General features: G+C 70.5%; 12 protein-coding genes and 3 pseudogenes. 7 read left to right on the top strand and 8 right to left on the bottom strand.

Going from position 1 to position 17700, the window contains the following annotated elements:
* The first annotated feature begins 81 nt into the window (after positions 1-81).
* Both ACFWBB_RS11940 and ACFWBB_RS11935 read left to right on the top strand, forming a co-directional pair.
* On the top strand, positions 82-1218 hold the full coding sequence (locus tag ACFWBB_RS11940; RefSeq protein WP_385269754.1) for a cellulose binding domain-containing protein: 1137 nt from the start codon (positions 82-84) through the stop codon (positions 1216-1218).
* Positions 1219-1557: 339 nt separating this feature from the next.
* Positions 1558-2580 (top strand): LacI family DNA-binding transcriptional regulator, encoded by a 1023-nt coding sequence (locus ACFWBB_RS11935; RefSeq protein WP_385269752.1) that lies wholly within the window; start codon positions 1558-1560, stop codon positions 2578-2580.
* 451 nt (positions 2581-3031) lie between these two features.
* Here ACFWBB_RS11935 and ACFWBB_RS11930 read toward each other — a convergent pair whose 3' ends face one another.
* The gene (locus tag ACFWBB_RS11930; protein ID WP_385269750.1) at positions 3032-3484 is read right to left on the bottom strand and encodes a DUF5707 domain-containing protein; all 453 of its coding nucleotides are present in this window, start codon (positions 3482-3484) and stop codon (positions 3032-3034) included.
* A 468-nt stretch (positions 3485-3952) separates the two neighbouring features.
* Here ACFWBB_RS11930 and ACFWBB_RS11925 point away from each other — a divergent pair, with 468 nt between their 5' ends.
* Positions 3953-4375, top strand: a complete 423-nt coding sequence (locus ACFWBB_RS11925; protein ID WP_385269748.1) for a hypothetical protein — start codon at positions 3953-3955, stop codon at positions 4373-4375.
* A 320-nt stretch (positions 4376-4695) separates the two neighbouring features.
* On the opposite strand, the gene ACFWBB_RS11920 is transcribed toward ACFWBB_RS11925, so the two are convergent.
* From ACFWBB_RS11920 to ACFWBB_RS11905, 4 genes are read right to left on the bottom strand one after another with little or no spacing between them, the layout of a single operon-like run.
* Positions 4696-6198: a sensor histidine kinase gene (locus tag ACFWBB_RS11920; protein ID WP_385269746.1), complete on the bottom strand. Its 1503-nt coding sequence runs from the start codon at positions 6196-6198 to the stop codon at positions 4696-4698.
* The gene (locus ACFWBB_RS11915) at positions 6195-6944 is read right to left on the bottom strand and encodes a response regulator transcription factor (RefSeq protein ID WP_385269744.1); all 750 of its coding nucleotides are present in this window, start codon (positions 6942-6944) and stop codon (positions 6195-6197) included. Before ACFWBB_RS11915 ends, ACFWBB_RS11920 begins: the two co-directional genes overlap by 4 nt.
* Before the next feature lie 37 nt (positions 6945-6981).
* Entirely contained in the window at positions 6982-9210 is a 2229-nt protein-coding gene (locus ACFWBB_RS11910; protein ID WP_385269742.1) for an ArnT family glycosyltransferase, read from the bottom strand.
* 29 nt (positions 9211-9239) lie between these two features.
* On the bottom strand, positions 9240-10517 hold the full coding sequence (locus ACFWBB_RS11905) for a glycosyltransferase (RefSeq protein WP_385269740.1): 1278 nt from the start codon (positions 10515-10517) through the stop codon (positions 9240-9242).
* Positions 10518-11254: 737 nt separating this feature from the next.
* Here ACFWBB_RS11905 and ACFWBB_RS11900 point away from each other — a divergent pair.
* A pseudogene (locus tag ACFWBB_RS11900) lies at positions 11255-11900 on the top strand (TetR/AcrR family transcriptional regulator).
* A gap of 8 nt (positions 11901-11908) precedes the next feature.
* On the opposite strand, the gene ACFWBB_RS11895 reads toward ACFWBB_RS11900, so the two are convergent.
* Together ACFWBB_RS11895 and ACFWBB_RS11890 are read right to left on the bottom strand one after the other, a co-directional pair.
* The gene (locus ACFWBB_RS11895) at positions 11909-12607 is read right to left on the bottom strand and encodes a DUF2993 domain-containing protein (protein WP_385269738.1); all 699 of its coding nucleotides are present in this window, start codon (positions 12605-12607) and stop codon (positions 11909-11911) included.
* A gap of 259 nt (positions 12608-12866) precedes the next feature.
* Positions 12867-13019, bottom strand: a pseudogene (locus ACFWBB_RS11890) (TetR/AcrR family transcriptional regulator); the annotation flags it as partial.
* A 121-nt stretch (positions 13020-13140) separates the two neighbouring features.
* Between ACFWBB_RS11890 and ACFWBB_RS11885 the strand changes: the two are divergent.
* Positions 13141-14762: pseudogene (locus tag ACFWBB_RS11885) on the top strand (MFS transporter).
* Positions 14763-14811: 49 nt separating this feature from the next.
* Here the strand turns inward: ACFWBB_RS11885 and ACFWBB_RS11880 are convergent.
* The gene (locus ACFWBB_RS11880; RefSeq protein ID WP_385269736.1) at positions 14812-15447 is read right to left on the bottom strand and encodes a TetR/AcrR family transcriptional regulator; all 636 of its coding nucleotides are present in this window, start codon (positions 15445-15447) and stop codon (positions 14812-14814) included.
* 135 nt (positions 15448-15582) lie between these two features.
* On the opposite strand from ACFWBB_RS11880, the gene ACFWBB_RS11875 reads away from it, so the two are divergent.
* Entirely contained in the window at positions 15583-16728 is a 1146-nt protein-coding gene (locus ACFWBB_RS11875; RefSeq protein ID WP_385269734.1) for a VOC family protein, read from the top strand.
* A 31-nt stretch (positions 16729-16759) separates the two neighbouring features.
* The gene (locus tag ACFWBB_RS11870) at positions 16760-17698 is read left to right on the top strand and encodes a fumarylacetoacetate hydrolase family protein (protein WP_385269732.1); all 939 of its coding nucleotides are present in this window, start codon (positions 16760-16762) and stop codon (positions 17696-17698) included.
* Positions 17699-17700: the final 2 nt, after the last annotated feature.

Below are 17700 nucleotides of genomic sequence, written 5' to 3'. Positions count from 1 at the left end.
TCCCAGCGGAGAACGGAATGGGAGCGCTCCCATCCATAGGTGGTGCTCTCCTGGCCCCCCACACCATCGCGGAGGACCCGCATGCAACCGTCACATCCCCGAGCCCGCAGGGTGCGTGCCCTGTTCGGTGCGCTGCTCACCTCACTCGTCGCGCTGGCGGCACTTCTCACCGGCGCTTCGACGTCGCACGCCGACACGACGATCTGCCAGGAGTTCGGCTCCACCACGATCAAGGGCCGTTACGTCGTGCAGAACAACCGCTGGGGCACCAGTGCGCCCCAGTGCATCACCGTCACGGACTCGGGCTTCAGGATCGCCCAGGCCGACGGCTCGGTCCCCACGAACGGCGCCCCGAAGTCCTACCCGTCCGTGTACAACGGCTGCCACTACACCAACTGTTCACCCGGCACGAACCTCCCCGCCCGGCTCAACACCGTCTCCGACGCCCCCACGAGCATCTCCTACAGCTACGTGAGCGGTGCGGCCTACGACGCCGCCTACGACATCTGGCTGGACCCGACGCCCCGCACCGACGGCGTGAACCGCACCGAGATCATGATCTGGTTCAACCGCGTGGGGGCTGTGCAGCCGGTGGGCTCGCCGGTCGGCTCCGCCACCGTCGCCGGACGCCAGTGGCAGGTGTGGTCCGGCAACAACGGCTCCAACGACGTCCTGTCCTTCGTGGCGCCGTCGGCGATCGACAGCTGGAGCTTCGACGTGATGGACTTCGCCCGGAACGCCGTCTCCCGCGGACTCGCTCAGAACGACTGGTACCTGACGAGCGTTCAGGCGGGCTTCGAGCCGTGGCAGAACGGCGCGGGACTGGCGGTGACCTCGTTCTCCTCCACCGTTGACCTCGGCGGCAGCACCCCCGGCGGTCCCAGCGGACCCAGTGGTCCCGCGGCGTGCAAGGTGGCCTACGGCACGAGTGTGTGGCAGGGCGGTTTCACGGCCGACGTCACCGTGACCAATACGGGTTCCTCCCCGGTCAACGGCTGGAACCTCGCCTTCACGCTGCCCTCCGGGCAACGGATCGACAACGCGTGGAACGCCGGCATCTCGCCGACGTCGGGTGCGGTGACGGCGGCCAACGCGGCGCACAACGCGTACATCGCGCCGGGCGGCCAGGTCACCTTCGGGTTCCAGGCCTCCTACGGCGGCAGTTTCTCCAAACCATCCGCTTTCAGCCTGAACGGCACTTCCTGCACCACCGCCTGACGCGTTCGCCACGGCTCGCCCGACCCGAGACGCCGGCTGCCGGTCAATCGCCGAGCACACCACGGACTCAAGTCGTAGCGTGTCCGCCCACCAGGGACCCGCCCACCGGCCTCAGTGCCGACAGGGCGGGTCCCGCCGTCTTTCCTCTGGACGCCGGACAGCAGACGTTGGAGGTCGAACGGCCCAAGGCCCGAACCCGGCGACGAGCGTAATGCGCAATCGCTCATGAACCACGCGAACCAGACGCCCTCTTGGCCGACAATGCGCGGGGCACATGCGGAAGCCGTGTGCCCGGTTCCGTCGGCCCGTAAGATCGGTGATCTCTTGGGGGAGGTGGTCATGGGCAGTCGACGCCCCGGCACGCCTACGCTGGAAGAGGTGGCCGCTCACGCCGGGGTGGGGCGGGGCACGGTCTCCCGCGTCATCAACAACGCGGCCGGCGTGAAGGACTCGACGCGCCGAGCCGTGCAGCGAGCCATCGAGGAACTGGGGTACGTGCCCAATCTCGCGGCCCGCTCCCTGGCCGGGCGGCGCACCGATGCCGTCGCTCTCGTGCTGACGGAGCCCGACTGGAGAGTGTTCGCGGAGCCGTTCTTCTCCGAGATCGTCGGCACGCTCGGCGACGTGCTGACGGATACCGGGATGCAGCTGATGCTCACCCTGGTCCGCTCGGACGCCGAGCGCCGGCGCTTCCTGGAGTACGCGCGCGGCGGCCGGGTCGACGGGGTCCTGCTGATGTCCGTGCACGCGGCGGACCGGCTGCCGGACATGCTCGCCGAGGCGCGCGTACCGACCGTGATGCTGGGGCGCCGCTCGGGCGACGAGTACGTCAGCTACGTGGACGCCGACAACGTCGGCGGCGCGCGCAGCGCCGTCTCCCACCTGCTGTCCCGAGGCCGCACTGCGATCGCCACCATCACCGGACCGCTGGACATGCACGTCGCGCAGTGCAGGCTGCGCGGCTACCAGGACGCTCTGGCGCTGGCGGGCCTCGATGGCGAGCCGTCCCTGGTCGCCGAAAGCGACTTCACGCAGGACAGCGGGCGCCGCGCCATGACGGAACTGCTCGAGCGGCACCCGGAGATCGACGGCGTCCTCGCCGCGTCGGACACCACGGCAGCGGGGGCTCTGGAAGCGCTGCGTGCCGCAGGACGGCATGTGCCCAAGGACGTGGCCGTGATCGGTTTCGACGACTTTCCGCTGGCTCAGCGCACCGAGCCACGCCTGACCACAGTGCGTCAGCCGCTGGAGGAGATGGGCCGGGCCATGATCCGACTCCTGCTGGAGGACATGGAGGAGCCGTCAGTGGCCTACCGCCACGTCATCCTCCGGACGGAGCTGGCGGTCCGAGAATCGGCCTGACGAGGCCCGAAGTGACCGCCCGCCGATGACCTACTGCCTGAGCGCCTGAGCGCCTGAGCGCAGGCTGCCGTGCGGGCGGCACCGGCGCGGTAGGTGTTCTGTCTCGGGAGCGCTCCCAACCGCTGTCCACGTTCACTGTGTCCGGGCCCTGGGGCGTCGTCAGGGGACATGGAACCGCCCCCTGGACGGACACCCGCGGGCGGTAGGCGGAGGCTTGCGGTCAGCCGGTTCTGGCCATGGCCCACCTCCGGGGCGTTCCGGCGCCCGCGGGCTGCTGGACGATCGCGCTTCGGGGCAGGGGCACCGGACCGGCTCACCCTCCGGCGCACGGGCCGGGGCGGCGGCAGGCCGGGGCCGCGCATCGCACAGCTCGGCGTCTCCATGCCGACACACCGGCGACTCGATCTCCCGATACCTCGTCATCCAGGCGGCGAAGGCGGGGGCGTTCGGGTCACCCGACGGTGTAGTCGGCCGCCTCGGTGTTCAGGGTCGTGGTGCCGTTCTGCGCGGTGGCCAGGACGGCGATGTGCCAGACGCCTCGCGGCGAGGACTCGATGTCCGAAGCGGTGGCCTTGGTGGTGTAGGTGCAGCTCACAGTGTGCTTCCTGTAGGGCTTGCAAACGGCCGGCTCCGCGGTGGCCAGGTCCTCGGCGGTCAGCCGGTTCTTGGCGAAGGACGAGTTCTGCGGCCATGCCAGCACCTTCACACTCTTGACTCCGGAGGATGCCGTGACGTACGTGGCAAAGGTCAACGAGCCGGCGCGGCCGCCGTCAGGAGCGATGTAGCGGGCGGTGCTCTGCGTCAGCGCCGGAGGCTGCTCCCCGGCGTAGGCCAGAGCGTAGGCACCAGCACCTCCGAGCACGACGACACCGGCGGCCACGCACAGGGCGAAACGACGGGACATGAGATTCTCCGCAACTGTCTCAGCTGGATCGGACCGGCGCTTGTGGTCTGCGCCGCTGCATGCACCGATACTCGCGTGACGAGGGTGCGCCGGACATGAGGGAACGTACTCAGTTCAACATGAGTACGCCCGAGCACTGCCTACCTCCACGTGGCCTTTCCCTCTGGTCGGTCCGTTGTGCGGCAGAAGACGGCCGCTCCGGAGGCCGTGCTGTGGTTCGCCGGTGACGCCACGGGGCCGGAGCCGGACACCGGCGCCGCCGTCCGCGCTCTGCGCGAGGTGCTACCGGTGCTCGACAGGGTCCCCACCCGCTTGCTGTTGGTCACGGAGAACGCGTACAGCACGGGCTGCGGTGACGTCTCAGCCCTCCCCCGCCCAGGCCCTCCTGCACGGTTTCGCCCTGGCCCTGCCCGAGGAGCTGCCGGGAATCTCCTCCCTGAGCATCGACCAGTCCTCGACCAGTGCGCCATGCTCGCCAGGTTTCTCCGCGAGACAGCTGCCGACGTGGTGATGCCGGCCGGGCGCTACACCCTCCTCGACCGGTCAGCCCTGGACGACGCACTGGCCGCCGCGGTGGTGACCGGTAAGGGCATCGTGGCCGTCGGTGTGTTCAACTCGGGCCTGCCGGCCCACGATCGGCCGACCGGGGGGTGCCATACCACTACCAGGACGCCCTCGCGAGCTGGTCGCCAGGGCGAGGCCATCGCCGGGATCTCCCGACGGCACGGCACGAGTCTTTCCGCCGCAGCGATCGCCTTCCCGTTCGCGCACCCGGCGGTCGTCAACGTCACCCTGGGCATGGCGGATCCCGAGCAGGTCACGAGGAACGTGCGACTCCACCGTCAGCCCGTCCCGAGGAACTCTGGAGCGATCTACGCGACCGAGGGTTGATCAGATTCGAGGTCGCTCCCTCCGGATACGCGAGTGCACAGGTACCGAGAGACCGGGCAGCACATGGTGGGGTCCCGGAGTGGTGATCACTCGACGCGTCCGGTCGGAGTCCACCTGCGAGGATCGCCGGCAGACTTCCCGCCGTACAAGACCGGCTACGACTGCTACGCCAAGGAAGCGGACGGCATCACCCGGCAGCTCCACGGCCTGTTGCCCGACAGGCCCGCCGGGCTCACGGCCCCCGTGCGGAGCCCACCGCGGCCGTGGTGGACGCGCAGAGCTTGCCTTCGCTGCTGACTGCAGTGCGAGCCCGCGGAACGCTACACGCGGGAGGCGAGCACCAGGCGGAACGTGCACCCGGGACCCGCTCCGGTGTCGAGTTCGAGGCGGCCGCCGTGGCCCTGGGCGATCGCCGTGGCGATGGCGAGGCCGAGGCCGCTGCCGCCGTGGTCTCGGGAGCGGGAGGGGTCGACGCGGTAGAAGCGCTCGAAGACCCGCTCGGCCTCCCCCGGTGGCAGTCCCGGCCCCTGGTCGGCGACTTCGATCACGCAGATCGGCGTGCCCGGGCTCAGCGGCGGTGAGCCACCGGCCCGGCCGGGGCGGTCGGTACCTCCTGTCGCGGCCCCCGCGCGGGCCGTACCCACGCGTACGTCGACCGGAGTGCCGGGCGGCGTGTGGACGAGCGCGTTGGACAGCAGGTTGTTCACCACTTGGAGCAGACGGTCCGGATCCCCCACCGTCTCCACGACCTCGAGTTCGCAGTCTTCGGCCTTCGCATCGAGCGGGCTGAGGGTCACCCGGTGGCCTCCCCCGCTCCGTACGGCCGCCGCACTCACCGCGTCGGCCGCGAGGGACAGCAGGTCGACGGGGACGGCGCGGTAGGCCGGCTCCTGGTCGAGTCTGGCCAGCAGGAGCAGGTCGTCGACGAGGTGGTTCATGCGCTCGGCGTTCCTGACGACCTGTTCGTCGGCCGCCCGGCGTTGTGCGGCGGGGCGGTCCGGGTGGCGCAGGGCCAGCTGGGCGAAGCCCTGGATGGAGGTGAGGGGCGTACGCAGCTCGTGTCCGGCGTCGGCCACGAAGCGACGCAGCCGGGCCTCCGAGAACTCCCGCTGATACAAGGCCTGTTGGAGGCGTTCGAGCATGTCGTTGAGTACGGTTCCGAGGCGGCCGGTCTCGGTACGCGGGTCGGTGTCGGGCAGCCGTGCGCTCAGATCCCCCGCGGTGATGTCCTGAGCCGTGTGCTCCATCCTGGTGAGCGGAAGGAGGCCCAGGCGGACGACCCACCGGCCGACCGCGATCAGTCCGACCACGGCCACGGCGAACACGGCCACGTTGAGGGCGAGCAGTTTCGACGTGGCCCCGTCCACGGTGTCGAGCGGCAGGGCGACCACGAAGGTGGTGCCACCGAGCTTGGCGTCCTTCCACAGCACCCGCCAGTGACCGGCGCCGGACTCGGCCGGAACGGTGGCCTGATGCCCCTTTTCCAGGTGGAGTTCGCTGGTGTTCCGCGGGAGCGCCGGGCCCGGCTTCTTCCCGCCGCCGAGAGTTCCCCGCTGCTTGCCCGAGGCGTCGTAGAAGGTCATCCGGAAGTCCGAGGGCAGGGTGACGGAGTCCGGGGCCGGCCTGGTGGGCAGCCCGGCCCCTTCGGCGAAGGCACGGTCCGGGAGGACGAACTCCGACAGCTGCTGGTCGACCCGGTTGAGCAGCCAGGAATGCAGTACGAGGAACCCGATGGTCTGTGCGGTGAGAACCGCGACCGCGGCGAGCAGGGTGACGCCCCACACGAGCCGGCTGCGCAGCGACCGGGGACGGCCGCGGATCACCGGTCCGCCCCGCTCCGCGGCAGGCGCAGACAGTAGCCCACGCCGCGCACGGTGTGCAGCAGGGGCGGGTCGAAGCGGTCGATCTTGCGGCGCAGGTACTTGACGTACGTCTCCACGATGCGGCCGTCGCCGGCGAAGTCGTACCCCCACACATGGTTGAGGATCTTGGTCTTGCTCAGTACCCGGTTGGCGTTCTCCATGAGGTAGGTGAGCAGGTTGAACTCGGTCGGTGACAGGGGGATGTACTCGCCGGCCCGGTGCACCTCATGGGCGTTCTCGTCCAGCTCCAGGTCGGCGAAGCGCAGGATCCCGCCGTCGGCGCTCTCCGCGTCGAAGAGGTGGCCGGGGTCCGTGCGCCGCAGGATGGCGCGGATGCGCAGCAGCACCTCCTCGATGCTGAACGGCTTGGTCACGTAGTCGTCGCCGCCGGCGCTCAGGCCCGCGATGCGGTCGGCGACCTCACCGCGAGCCGTGAGGAACAGCACCGGCGTCCGCACACCCGCGGCGCGCAGACTGCGGGTGACCTCGAAGCCGTCCAGGTCGGGCAGCATCACGTCCAGCAGGACGAGGTCGGGGCGCAGCCCCTCGATGTCCCGCAGGGCGTCCCGTCCGGTGGCGGCGCCGGCGACCGCGTAGCCGGACAGCCGCAGCGCCGACTCCAGCAGCATGCGGATACTGGGATCGTCCTCGACCACCAGGAGCCGGTACGGGGCCGGGACTGCGGGCGGTTCGGGCGATTCGGGCATGGCGCAGTGTCGTCCGTTCTGCCGCTGCCGCTACCGGCTACTTGGCGGCGCAGTCGTACAAGGTCGTTCCGGCGAGGCCCATGATGCCGCCCGCGGCGGAGCCGCTGCCGTCGGAGCTGCCGGCGCCGGAGCTGCCGGCGCCGCCGTACTCCCTGGCGGGCACCTTGGTGCAGTGCTCGCCGATCCATGCCGCCCGCTGGGAGGCCGCGTTGTCCCTACCGCCCATCATGGCGCCGATGCCACCGGACGAGCCGGAGCCGAGTACGTAGCGCAGTTCGCCGTCCTCGGTCCACTTCTGCAGCTGTCGCACGGAGGGTGCGTTGTCAGTGCCGCTGAAGCCGCCCATGCCGATGACCGTGGCGTCGCTGTTCAGGATGAACGTGGCCGCGCCCTGGGCTCCCCCTTCGACCGCGAGGGTGATGCGGGCGCCGTCGGAGTGCTCGGTGGCGAAGTCGAGGATCCTGCGCTGGTCGGAGGTGAGCGTCGTGGCACCGCCAGGTCCGCCGAAACCGCCCCGGCCGCCCGAGCCGCTGCCGCCACCGGCTCCCGGGAAGGAAGGCATCGAGCCCCCTGCGGAGCCCGAGCCGCCGCCACTCCCTCCAGGCAGACCGGGCATGTCGGTGGGCATTCCCGAGGGCATGCCCTGAGGCGACCCGCCCGAGGCGCCGCCGGGCGTGCCGGACCCGCCGCCGCCGAAGCCCTCGGGCAGTTCGAAGCCCTTGGGCAGCGCTCCGCCGCTCCTGCCACCGAACGACATCGTCGCCGGCCCGGCCGTCGGGTTGGCTCCGCCCATCGCCGACCCGGACCCGCCGATCACACTCACCGCCCACGCGGCGGGCGCGAGCAGCACCGCCACGAGCGCACCGCCCAGGGCGACCGGAACCAGCCGCGCCGCCCACCCCGCGGCCATCAGCAGGCCGACGGCGATCAGTCCCAGCAGCAGAACGAGCCAGGCCAGCCATCCGTGCCAGGACGGCACTCGGCGGATCACGACCACGGCCCAGACGATGGTCACCAGTACGGTCCCGGCACCGACGGGCAGCGCCCAGCGCGCCCCGGCCCGGTGCGCCCGCAATAGCGCGGTCGCCAGTCCGGCGGTCAACGCGGCCACCGCGGGGGCGAGTTGGGTCGTGTAGTACGGGTGGAAGATGCCCTCCTGAGTGGAGTACACCAGCCCGCACACCACCAGCCAGGTCCCCCACAGCAGCCATCCCGAACCCGCGAGGGCCTCACCCGTCGAACCACTGCCCCGCCGGCGCAGAACCGCTGCGGCCACCGCCACGACCAGGGCCACGGCACTCGCCGGCAGCAGCCAGCTGATCTGCCCGGCCACTTGGTCGTTGAACAGCCGCAGCAGCCCGGCCTCGCCGCCGAAGCCGCCGGCGAAGTTGCCCATGCCGCCACCTCCCGCGCTGTCGCCGAAGATCCGGCCCAGCCCGTTGTATCCGGTCACCAGGTCCCAGGCACCGCCGTCGGTGCTGCCGCCGATGTACGGCTTCTCACCTGGCCACCAGGCGACCATCAGCACCCACCACAGCGAGGACACCCCGCACACGGCACCGGCGGTCAGCAGCCGCCCGGCCCGCGCGGGCCAGGTCCCCCGCGCACCCACCAGCCAGGCCGCCGTGAGGGCCGGCAGCACCATCCAGGCCGCCATCATCTTCGTGAGGAACCCACAGCCGATCAAAATCCCGCTCGCGCACAGCCACCAGGTGGAACCCCGGCCCGAGTCGGTCTGCAGGGCACGGGTCAGCGCATAGGCGGCGGCGACCAGGAACAGCACCAGCAGCGTGTCTGGGTTGTTGTCGCGGTTGATGGCGACGGTGATCGGGGTCAGTGTCATCACCAGGGCGGCGAGCAGCGCCGCGCCCTCGCCCGCCCACCGCCGGACCGTACGGTGCAGCACGAGGACGGCGGCGACGCCCTCCACCACCTGGGGCAGGATCAGCGCCCACCCGTGCATGCCGAAGATCTTGCTGCTGACGACCTGCGGCCAGAGCGCCGCCGGTGGCTTGTCGACCGTGACGACGCCGGCCGGGTCGAAGGCGCCGAACAGGAAGTCCGTCCAGTCGCGGCCCATCGACTTCACCGCGGCCGAGTAGTAGCTGTTGGCCCAGCCGAGGGAGCCGAGGGCCCAGCCGTACAGCAGCGCGGACAGGAGCAGGATCGCGCCCAGGGCGGCGGGGGCCGCCCAGCGTGGCAGGGCACGGCTCGTGACGGGGAGACGCAGGACGGGGGCCGCGTGCGCCTCGGTGGTGGGGGTCATGGTGGGATTCACTCTCGGGGAGTAGGCGGTCAGGAGGCGCGGCGGCGGAAGACGGCCAGTCGCAGCACCAGGAAGCGCAGGGCGGTCACCAGGACCGAGGAGGCGGCGAGGACGAGTGTCTCGGCGGCCGCCGAGGCGTCGGGCACGGCGTCGCGGAACACCAGGACCGCGGCCGAGGTGGTGAGGTAGCCGACAACGAACAGGGCGCCGGCGCCCAGATGTGCCCGCCCCGCCCCGACACCGTCCGCGGAGTGGCGGAAGGTCAGGCGACGATTGGCCTCGGTGTTCAGCAGGGTGAGCACGAGGAGCGAGACGAAGTTGGCCACGACGGGCTGCCACCAGTCGCGCAGCAACCAGTACAGGAGGGCCTGTCCGGCGGTCGAGGCGATGCCGATGAGGACGAAGCAGCCCATCTGCCAGGCGAGTTGGGAGCGGGCCGCGTCCGGCGCCAGGACGGCGTCCGGGTGTTCGGCGGCGGGCTGTGGGCGGCGCGGAACCGGGACGCGGGCAGCGCCCGACGCCTTGAGCCGGGCCATGCGCCACAGGCCCTTGAGGTCGTCGGTGGCCGTGCCGACCACGTCCACCCGGGTGTCGCCGTCCTCCACCCAGTCGACGGGGACCTCGTGGATGCGCAGACCGTTGTGCTCGGCGAGCAGCAGCAGTTCGGTGTCGAAGAACCAGGCGTCGTCCTCGGTCTTGGCCAGCAGCGGGCGGAGCACGTCGGTGCGGGCCGCCTTGAACCCGCACTGGGCGTCACTGAAGCGGGCTCCGTGGGTGAGCCGGATCAACGCGTTGTAGCAGCGGGAGATCAGCTCGCGGCGCGGGCCGCGCACGGTGCGGGCACCAGGGGCGAGGCGGCTGCCGATGGCGAGGTCGGAGTGACCGCTAGCCAGCGGGGCGATCAGCGGGAGCAGTCCGTCCAGGCCGGTGGAGAGATCGACGTCCATGTAGACGGCGATGTCGGCGTCACTCATGGCCCAGACGGTGCGCAGCGCGAGGCCCCGGCCTTTGCGCTCCAGGTGGAGGACGCCGACACCAGGCAGCTCCTCGGACAGCTCGCGGGCCACGGCGAGGGTGCGGTCGACGCTGGCGTTGTCCGCGACGGTGATCCGCCAGGGGTACGGCAACTGGTCCCGCAGTCGGGCGTGGAGGGTGCGGACGCAGCCGGGCAGGGACCGTTCCTCGTTGTAGACGGGGATGACGATCTCGACGGTCGGCGTGTGCGTGGTGGTCGAGCCGGGGACACCGGCCCGCGCCGCCGGCTGGAATCGCCGAGCCGTGGGCAGACTGCTGCTGGTTTGCGTCATGGATTCCTCGCCAGGGCGAACGCGGGGAGAAGGCTGGGAACTGACGGGGAGTCCGCTGTCAGTCCGCCCGCCGGCAGGCGGCGGGGGACGTCGCCGATCCTTGCCGTGCGACCTGGGAAGCCGAGGTCAGCAACCCGGGAACCCGCCGAGAGGATGCTGTGGAACCATCACCACCTGCACATCTCTGCACACCGACGCGCTGCGTGACCGCTCAAGCCCGGAGGCAGCTCCCCGAAGCCGTGCCGAGCAGGCCGTCGACCCGGAACAGCAGGCGGCCACGGCGGGACCGGCGGGACCGGGAATCTGCCGGGAGGAACGGGATCTCGTCATCTGTTGCCACTGCCAAGAGGGCACAAAGGCGGTTAAGCACCTTCATGGGTGGGTCGCCGCCGGTTCGGCTATACGAAGGTCGCCCCATCAGAGGCGACCACCGACCGAGGCTCGCCCGTCGATTGAGGCTCTCGTAGAGGCGTCGGCGTCGGCGTCGTCATGGTGGCCGCACGCACCTCGGCACGCAGTACCAGCGCGCCTGCTCGGTGTCAGCCGTCAGCAGGCACGCGGTCCGTACGTCCGCATAGGGGGGCATGCGAGGGTCCGTCGGCGTCGAGGTGGCCGCCCATGAGGTGCCGGGCCGGTGACGCAGGCTCGGTCGCCGGAAGGGGTCCGTGCCACCATGCCAGAATGGATGTGGTGTTCGTCCTCCGACGTCGCCCGTCTGATCCGATGAGGTTGTTGTCTTGAGCAAGCCCGTGGCCCGCGAGCCGATGAGACGCAACTCGCGGTCGAATCGGGCGCGCATCCTGGCCACCGCCCGCCAGGAGCTCGGACGGAATCCGGACATCACCCTGGAGGAGCTCGCGCGGGCCTCCGGTGTCGTACGCCGGACGCTGTTCGGTCACTTTCCCGGGCGGGCCGCCTTGCTGGAGGCTCTCGCCGAGGAGGCGTCCGAGGCGTTGCGGGGTGCGGTGGCGGGCGGAGTGAAGCCGGAGGAACCGGCTGAGCGCGCACTCGCGCGTTTCCTGATCTCGATGTGGCCCGTGGGAGACCGCTACCGGATGCTGCTCGCGTTGGCTCGCCGGGACCTGCGCATGGACAGGGTGGCCGAGATCCTCGCACCCGCCCGCGCCTCGGTCGCGGCCATCCTGGAGGAGGGACAGGGACGGTGTCTTTCACACGAATGTGCCGCCGGCCGTACTCAGCGCAGGCTTGGAAGCTCTGAACATCGCCCTGCTGGAGAGTGTCAATACCGGGGCGTGGGAGGACGACGGGACCCGGATCGCCGTCGCCACGCTGATCGCGGCCGGGGTGCCTGAGAAGCGGGCGAGTGTCGTGGTGAACGACGTCGCGACGACGGTAGGCGCGGATCCGGCCGCCGACGCCTGAGCAGACTCTCAGGCGTCGCCCGCGCGGTGAGGGCGGAAGGCGACCGAGCGACCCGTGAAACGGGCGCTCAGGCCCGTTGCCGTGGTGGTGATCGTGCGCAGGTGCAGGCCCACGGGGATGTTCCGCGGCTGGATCGGCTTTTCGAAAGCCTTGTTGAGCAGGTCTTCCCCGGCGGCCGACGGCTGGCTGCCCGTGACATGGAAGTCCTTGAAGGCGATGCGGTTGCCGGAGGCCGCCGAGACGTTCGTGGTCACAGTGATTTCGTTGCCTGGAGGCAGCAGGACGGCCGCACTCACCTGGCCGGGACGGGCGCCTTGGGAGATCTCCAGGCCGAGGGCGTTCGACACATCCTTGTAGGACAGGTCAGCGATGGCCTCCGCCGAGCGAGCGTGTGCCTCACTGTCGTCATCGGACTTCCTCAAGTCGTCGAGGCGGAGGGTGAGTTCGGTCACCGGTAACGGGCGCTCGGTTCCCTTGGCCGGTATGTCGTGCGCGGTGATGTCCACACGGCGCAGCGTGCCGGCGATCAACTGGTTCAGGACGGGAAGTCCGCGCGCGTGAACCTCGGGTGGCGCAGGAGTCTCCATGCCTTCCTGCAACGCCTTGGCCGTATGGGCCTCCGCCCAGGTTGTCGCCAAGAGGTCGGCCGAGACGGTGAGGAAGGCCAGCGCGAGAAGGGCCGCGACGGCGATGACGTCCGTCCGCAAAAGCGAGCGGCCTACGGGGCGTTGATGCATGGGGACTCGCTGCGCCCCAAGGTCCTGAGGTGCGAGTCGGATCAGGGTGCGGTAGCGGTCGCCGACCGGCCACAGAGTGAGGACGAAGCGCGCCAGGGCGGTTGCCGGGTCCGGGCGCGGCTGCGGGGTGCGGGGTGCGGGTGATGGCGATCTCGAGCCGCACCGCCTCCGCGGCGTCAGCGGTGAGTCCCTCGATCAGCGCGGCCCGGCCGGCGAAGTGGCCGTAGACGGTACGCCGTGCCACCCCGGCGGCCTCGGCGATGGCGCCGAGGCTGCTGTCGGGGTCCTGACCCAGCACGAGGCGGGCCCCTTCGAGGATGCGGGTCCGCGTGGCGCGCGGTCTGTGGAGACGTGCTCCGTGCGGGGCTGGGGGGTTGGTCATGTCGGCACCTCGGTGCGGGGCCTCTGGGCGGGGTGGCGGTCATCGAGATATTTGCACATCGACGAGCAACAAACTAGTCTGCACATCGGTGGGCAATTAACTCGTCCCCTAGGAGCTACCGATGCCTCTCCTCGCACAGACCCCCGTCGAGAAAATGACCGGGCCGTACTCACGGCGCTGGTGGGCCCTGCTGGTGCTGTGCCTGAGCCTGTTGATCGTGGTCATGGCGAACACGTCGCTGATGGTGGCCGCCCCCGACATGACCCGGGATCTGAACCTGAGCAGCAGTGATCTGCAGTGGGTCATCGACGGCTACACCGTCCCGTACGCCGCATGATGCTCGTCCTGGGCGCGATCGGCGACAAGTACAGCCGGCGGGGCGCCCTGATCGCCGGTCTGGTGATCTTCGGCGCTGGTGCGGTGATGGGCAGCCTGGTCGACGAGACCGGACTGGTGATCGCGACCCGGGTCGTCATGGGCGTCGGCGCCGCCGTGGTGATGCCCGCCACGCTGTCCCTGCTGGTCGCCACCTTCCCGCGGGCCGAGCGGGCCCGCGCCATCACCGCTTGGTCGGCCACCTCGGGCCTCGCGATCGCCGTCGGCCCCCTGGTCGCCGGCTGGCTGCTGGAGGACCACGCCTGGGGCTCGACCTTCCTGATCAACGTCCCGATCGTCGTCGCCGCCATCGTCGGTGCGCTCTTCCTCGTACCTCCGTCCAGGGCCAAGGACATGGGCCGGATCGACTACGTGGGCGGCCTCCTCTCCATCACCTCCGTCGGTTGCCTCGTCTACGCGGCCATCGAAGGCCCGCACTTCGGCTGGGGCACCGGGCCCGTCACGGCGGCCGTGGTCGCCGGTGCAGGCCTGGTGGCCTTCGTGTGGTGGGAGCTGCGGCACCCGCGCCCCATGCTGGACGTGCGCAAGTTCCGGCTGCGGCCCTTCAGCGGGTCGATGCTCGCGGTGCTGTTCTTCTTCTTCGGTACGTTCGGCGCGATCTACTACGCCACCCAGTTCCTGCAGTTCGTCCTGGGCTACGGCGCGCTGGAGACCGGCGTACGGCTGCTGCCGCTGGCCGGCGCGGTCTTCGTCGGTGCCGCCCTCACCAGCCGGCTGACCCTTCTGGCCGGCATGAAGGCGTCGGTCATCGCCGGCATGGTGGTCGGTACCGCAGCGGTCTCCCTGCTCACGCAGGTCGACAAGAGCTCGACGTACACCGACTTCCTGGCGCCGATGATGATGCTCGGTTTCGCGATCGGGCTGAGCGCGGCCCCGGCCACGGACGCCATCATGGACTCCTTCCCCGAGGCCGAGTTGGGCGTCGGCGGCGGCGCCAACGACACCGCGCTGGAACTCGGCGCCGCCCTCGGCATCGCGGTCCTCGGCTCATTCCTCGCCACGAGCTACCGGGACAAGCTGACCGACCTGGTCGGCGGGCAGCTGCCGGCCCCGGCCCTCGACACCGCAAAGGACTCGGTGGGCGGCGGCCTGGCTGTCGCCGAGCAGATGGCGAAGGACCCGGCCGCCGGACCGCAACAGACCCAGGCCCTCGTCGACGCCGTCCATCAGGCATTCGCCCACAGTGTCGCCCAGACCAGCATCGTCGGCGGGATCATCATGGCCGCCGGGACCCTGATCGTCCTGGCAGTCCTGCCCGGCCGCTCCGGCTCGGGGAAGCGCCGGTCGGAGGGTTCGGCGACAGAAGGAGCGCACGGCACGGAAGAGAGCTACACCGGCGCCCGCTGAATCCCGGCCCGTCACATCCTGCCCGATCCGGCCGAACAGGCAGCCCCGGTCAGGCCAGATCGGGCAGGGGGTGACGGGCGATATCGCGGGCGTCGTCCGGGGGAACCCCCAGCATGCGCAGCACCATCTCCGCCAGGTTGGCGGCCGCCTCGTCAGCATCGAGCTCGGGGCGGGCGAACCTCAGCTCCACCAGGGACAGCAGGGACCCGCCCAGCGCGGACCGGGCGACGGTCGGGTCCACGTCGACGAACCGGCCCGCGGCGACACCGCGTTCGAGGTCACGCAGGGCCCGGGGCGCCAGCCCCCCGTCGGAGTGGATATGAGCGAGTCCGCGGTGGCGCAGTACCTGCATGAGCTCCGGGTGGGAGTCGACCATGCGCAGGCTGAGCCTCAGGCCCGCCGCGACGAGCTCGGCCGGGTCGTCGGTCCCCTGCAGACGCTCGTCGACGGCCCGGCCGAACTCTTCGAGCGCGTCCATCACCGCCGCGTCGAACAGTTCCGCCTTCGACTCGAAGTGGTTGTAGAAGGTGCCGAAACCCACGTCCGCGCGCTCCGCGATCGCCTGGATGCTCGCGCTCGTGTCTCCGGTGTCGGCCAGGATCTGCCGGGCCGCACGGACGAGCGCCTGGCGGGTCTCGGCGCGGCGTCGTTCGAAGCGGTTGCTGGGCGGGGCTGAGGTCGACATGCGGTGAGTCTAACAACGGTGACGATAACGATCGCATTTCTGATGCACTCATCATTTTATCCGACCAAGCCCTTGACGATGAGGTCCTCAATGATGAGGCTTCCATCATTACGGCTACGTTGCTTGGAGGGTGCCATGTCTGAAACCCGTGTCATCGGGGCCGCCGTCAAGACGGTCCATCAGGATCTCCACAGCGAGCAGGGGGCCCTGCGCGGCGAGCACCCCGGGCGTTCCCGCAATCCGCTGATCAAGGTGGCCGACCTGGCCTGGCTGGAGTTCGAGAAGCCCGATCTGGATCGCGCGGAGGTCTTCGCGCGTGACTTCGGTTTCGGGATCGTTGCCCGCAGTGAGCGCGCTCTGTGGCTGCGGGGCACCTTCGCCGGCTCGCCCTGCATGGTGATCCGGCGCGGCCGTACGTCCCGTTTCATCGGCCCGGCGTTCCGCGCGGCCGAGCGTGCCGACCTTGACCGGCTCGCCCGCGCCACCGGCTCCGCCGTGCGAGACGCGGACGCGCCCGGCGGCGGCAAGGTGGTCGACCTGCTCGACCCCTCCGGCCTCCCGGTGCGGGTCGTACACCGTGGCGAGGAACTGCCCGCGCTGCCCGAACAGTTGCCGCTCCTTCTCAACTTCGGGACGGACCACCGCCGTACGAACGTCACGCAGCGCCCGCCGCGTGAGCCGTCACGTATCCAGCGCCTGGGGCATGTGGTCCTGGAGACTCGTGTGTTCGCGCGGGCCCTGGACTGGTACCTCGACACGCTCGGCATGATCGTCAGCGATTTCCACTTCCTGGACGGTCAGCGCGTGCGCGGACCGGTCATGGCGTTCATCCGCTGCGACCAGGGAAGCGTCGCGGTGGACCACCACACGCTGGCGATGCACCTGGGGCCGGGGACGGGTTATGTCCACTCCGCCTACCAGGTCACCGATCTCGACTCGATCGCCGCGGGCGGGGAGTACCTGGCCGAGCGCGGCTATCAGCGCAGCTGGGGCATCGGCCGGCACATCCTGGGCAGCCAGCTCTTCGACTACTGGCGTGACCCGGACCGCTTCATGCTGGAGCACTTCGCCGACGGCGACCTCTTCTCCAGCGACCTCGAACCCGGCTGGTCAGCCATGTCGGCGAGCGGCCTCGCGCAATGGGGGCCGCCGGCGACCCGGGACTTCCTCGGCGCGAATCCGTCTCCCGCCAAGGTCCGTGAGGTGCTGCATGCCCTGCGCGGCGACAACGAACTCGACCCGGCGCGCCTGTTCGGTCTGCTGAAGGCCGCGAACTCCTGACGCCCCCCAATCCCCTGATGAAGGCACTGACATGAGCATCAACGTCCTGCGCGCAGCCGACGGCTGGTGGGTGGTGCGCGACGCGTGCGCCGTCCGTATCGACACCAAGGCCGTCACCACCGCCGAGCTTCTGGCCGCTCGCGACGCCGTCCGGGAAGCCGCCACGAGCGGCGAGGCGGGCACGCCTGTGGCCGACCTGGTGGCACTCTCCCCCGTCACCACTCCCTGTCGCGTAGTGGCCCAGATGGTCAACTACCGCAGCCACGCCCGAGATTCGGGTTTCACCGGCGAGATCCCGCCCACCTTCTTCCGCAAGGCGTCCGGCTCGGTCAGCGGCCCGCACGACGCGGTCGTCCGGCCCTCCCACGTGAAGTTCCTCGACTACGAGGTCGAACTCGGCCTGGTCATGGGCGCGACCCTGCCCGTGGGCACCGCCGTCACCGAGCAGGACCTGCCCTCGTACGTCGCCGGGCTCGTCGTCACCAACGACGTCAGCGCCCGCGACGTCCAGCTGACCAAGACCCAGTTCTACGAGAGCAAGTCGTATCCCACCTTCACTCCGACCGGCCCGTACCTCTCCCTGCTGGAGCCGGAGGACTTCGCCCACCTCCTCGACCTGCGGCTGAAGCTGTCCGTCAACGGCGACCTGCGTCAGGACCGCACCCTCGCCGACATGATCGTCCGCCCGGCGCAGGCGCTGACCCTGCTGGCCCGCTTCCAGACCCTCGACCCCGGCGACCTGCTGCTGACCGGCACCCCCGGCGGCACCGCCCTGAAGGCCCCGCCCAAGGCCATCGAGAAGATCGGCGCGCTGCTGCCGCCCGCCGCGAAGTGGAAGGCGTTCTTCAAGAGCCAGGCCCGCAACCCGCACTACCTGCACGCCGGCGACCTCGTGACCGCCACCATCGCCACGCCGGACGGGCGCATCGATCTCGGCGAGCAGCGCACCCCCGTGACCGACGCGACATGACC

It is taken from the genome of Streptomyces sp. NPDC060000, from assembly GCF_042737375.1.
Classification (GTDB): Bacteria; Actinomycetota; Actinomycetes; order Streptomycetales; family Streptomycetaceae; genus Streptomyces.
Note: the sequence above shows the minus strand (reverse complement) of the source record. Positions and strands in the feature narration are given on the sequence as shown.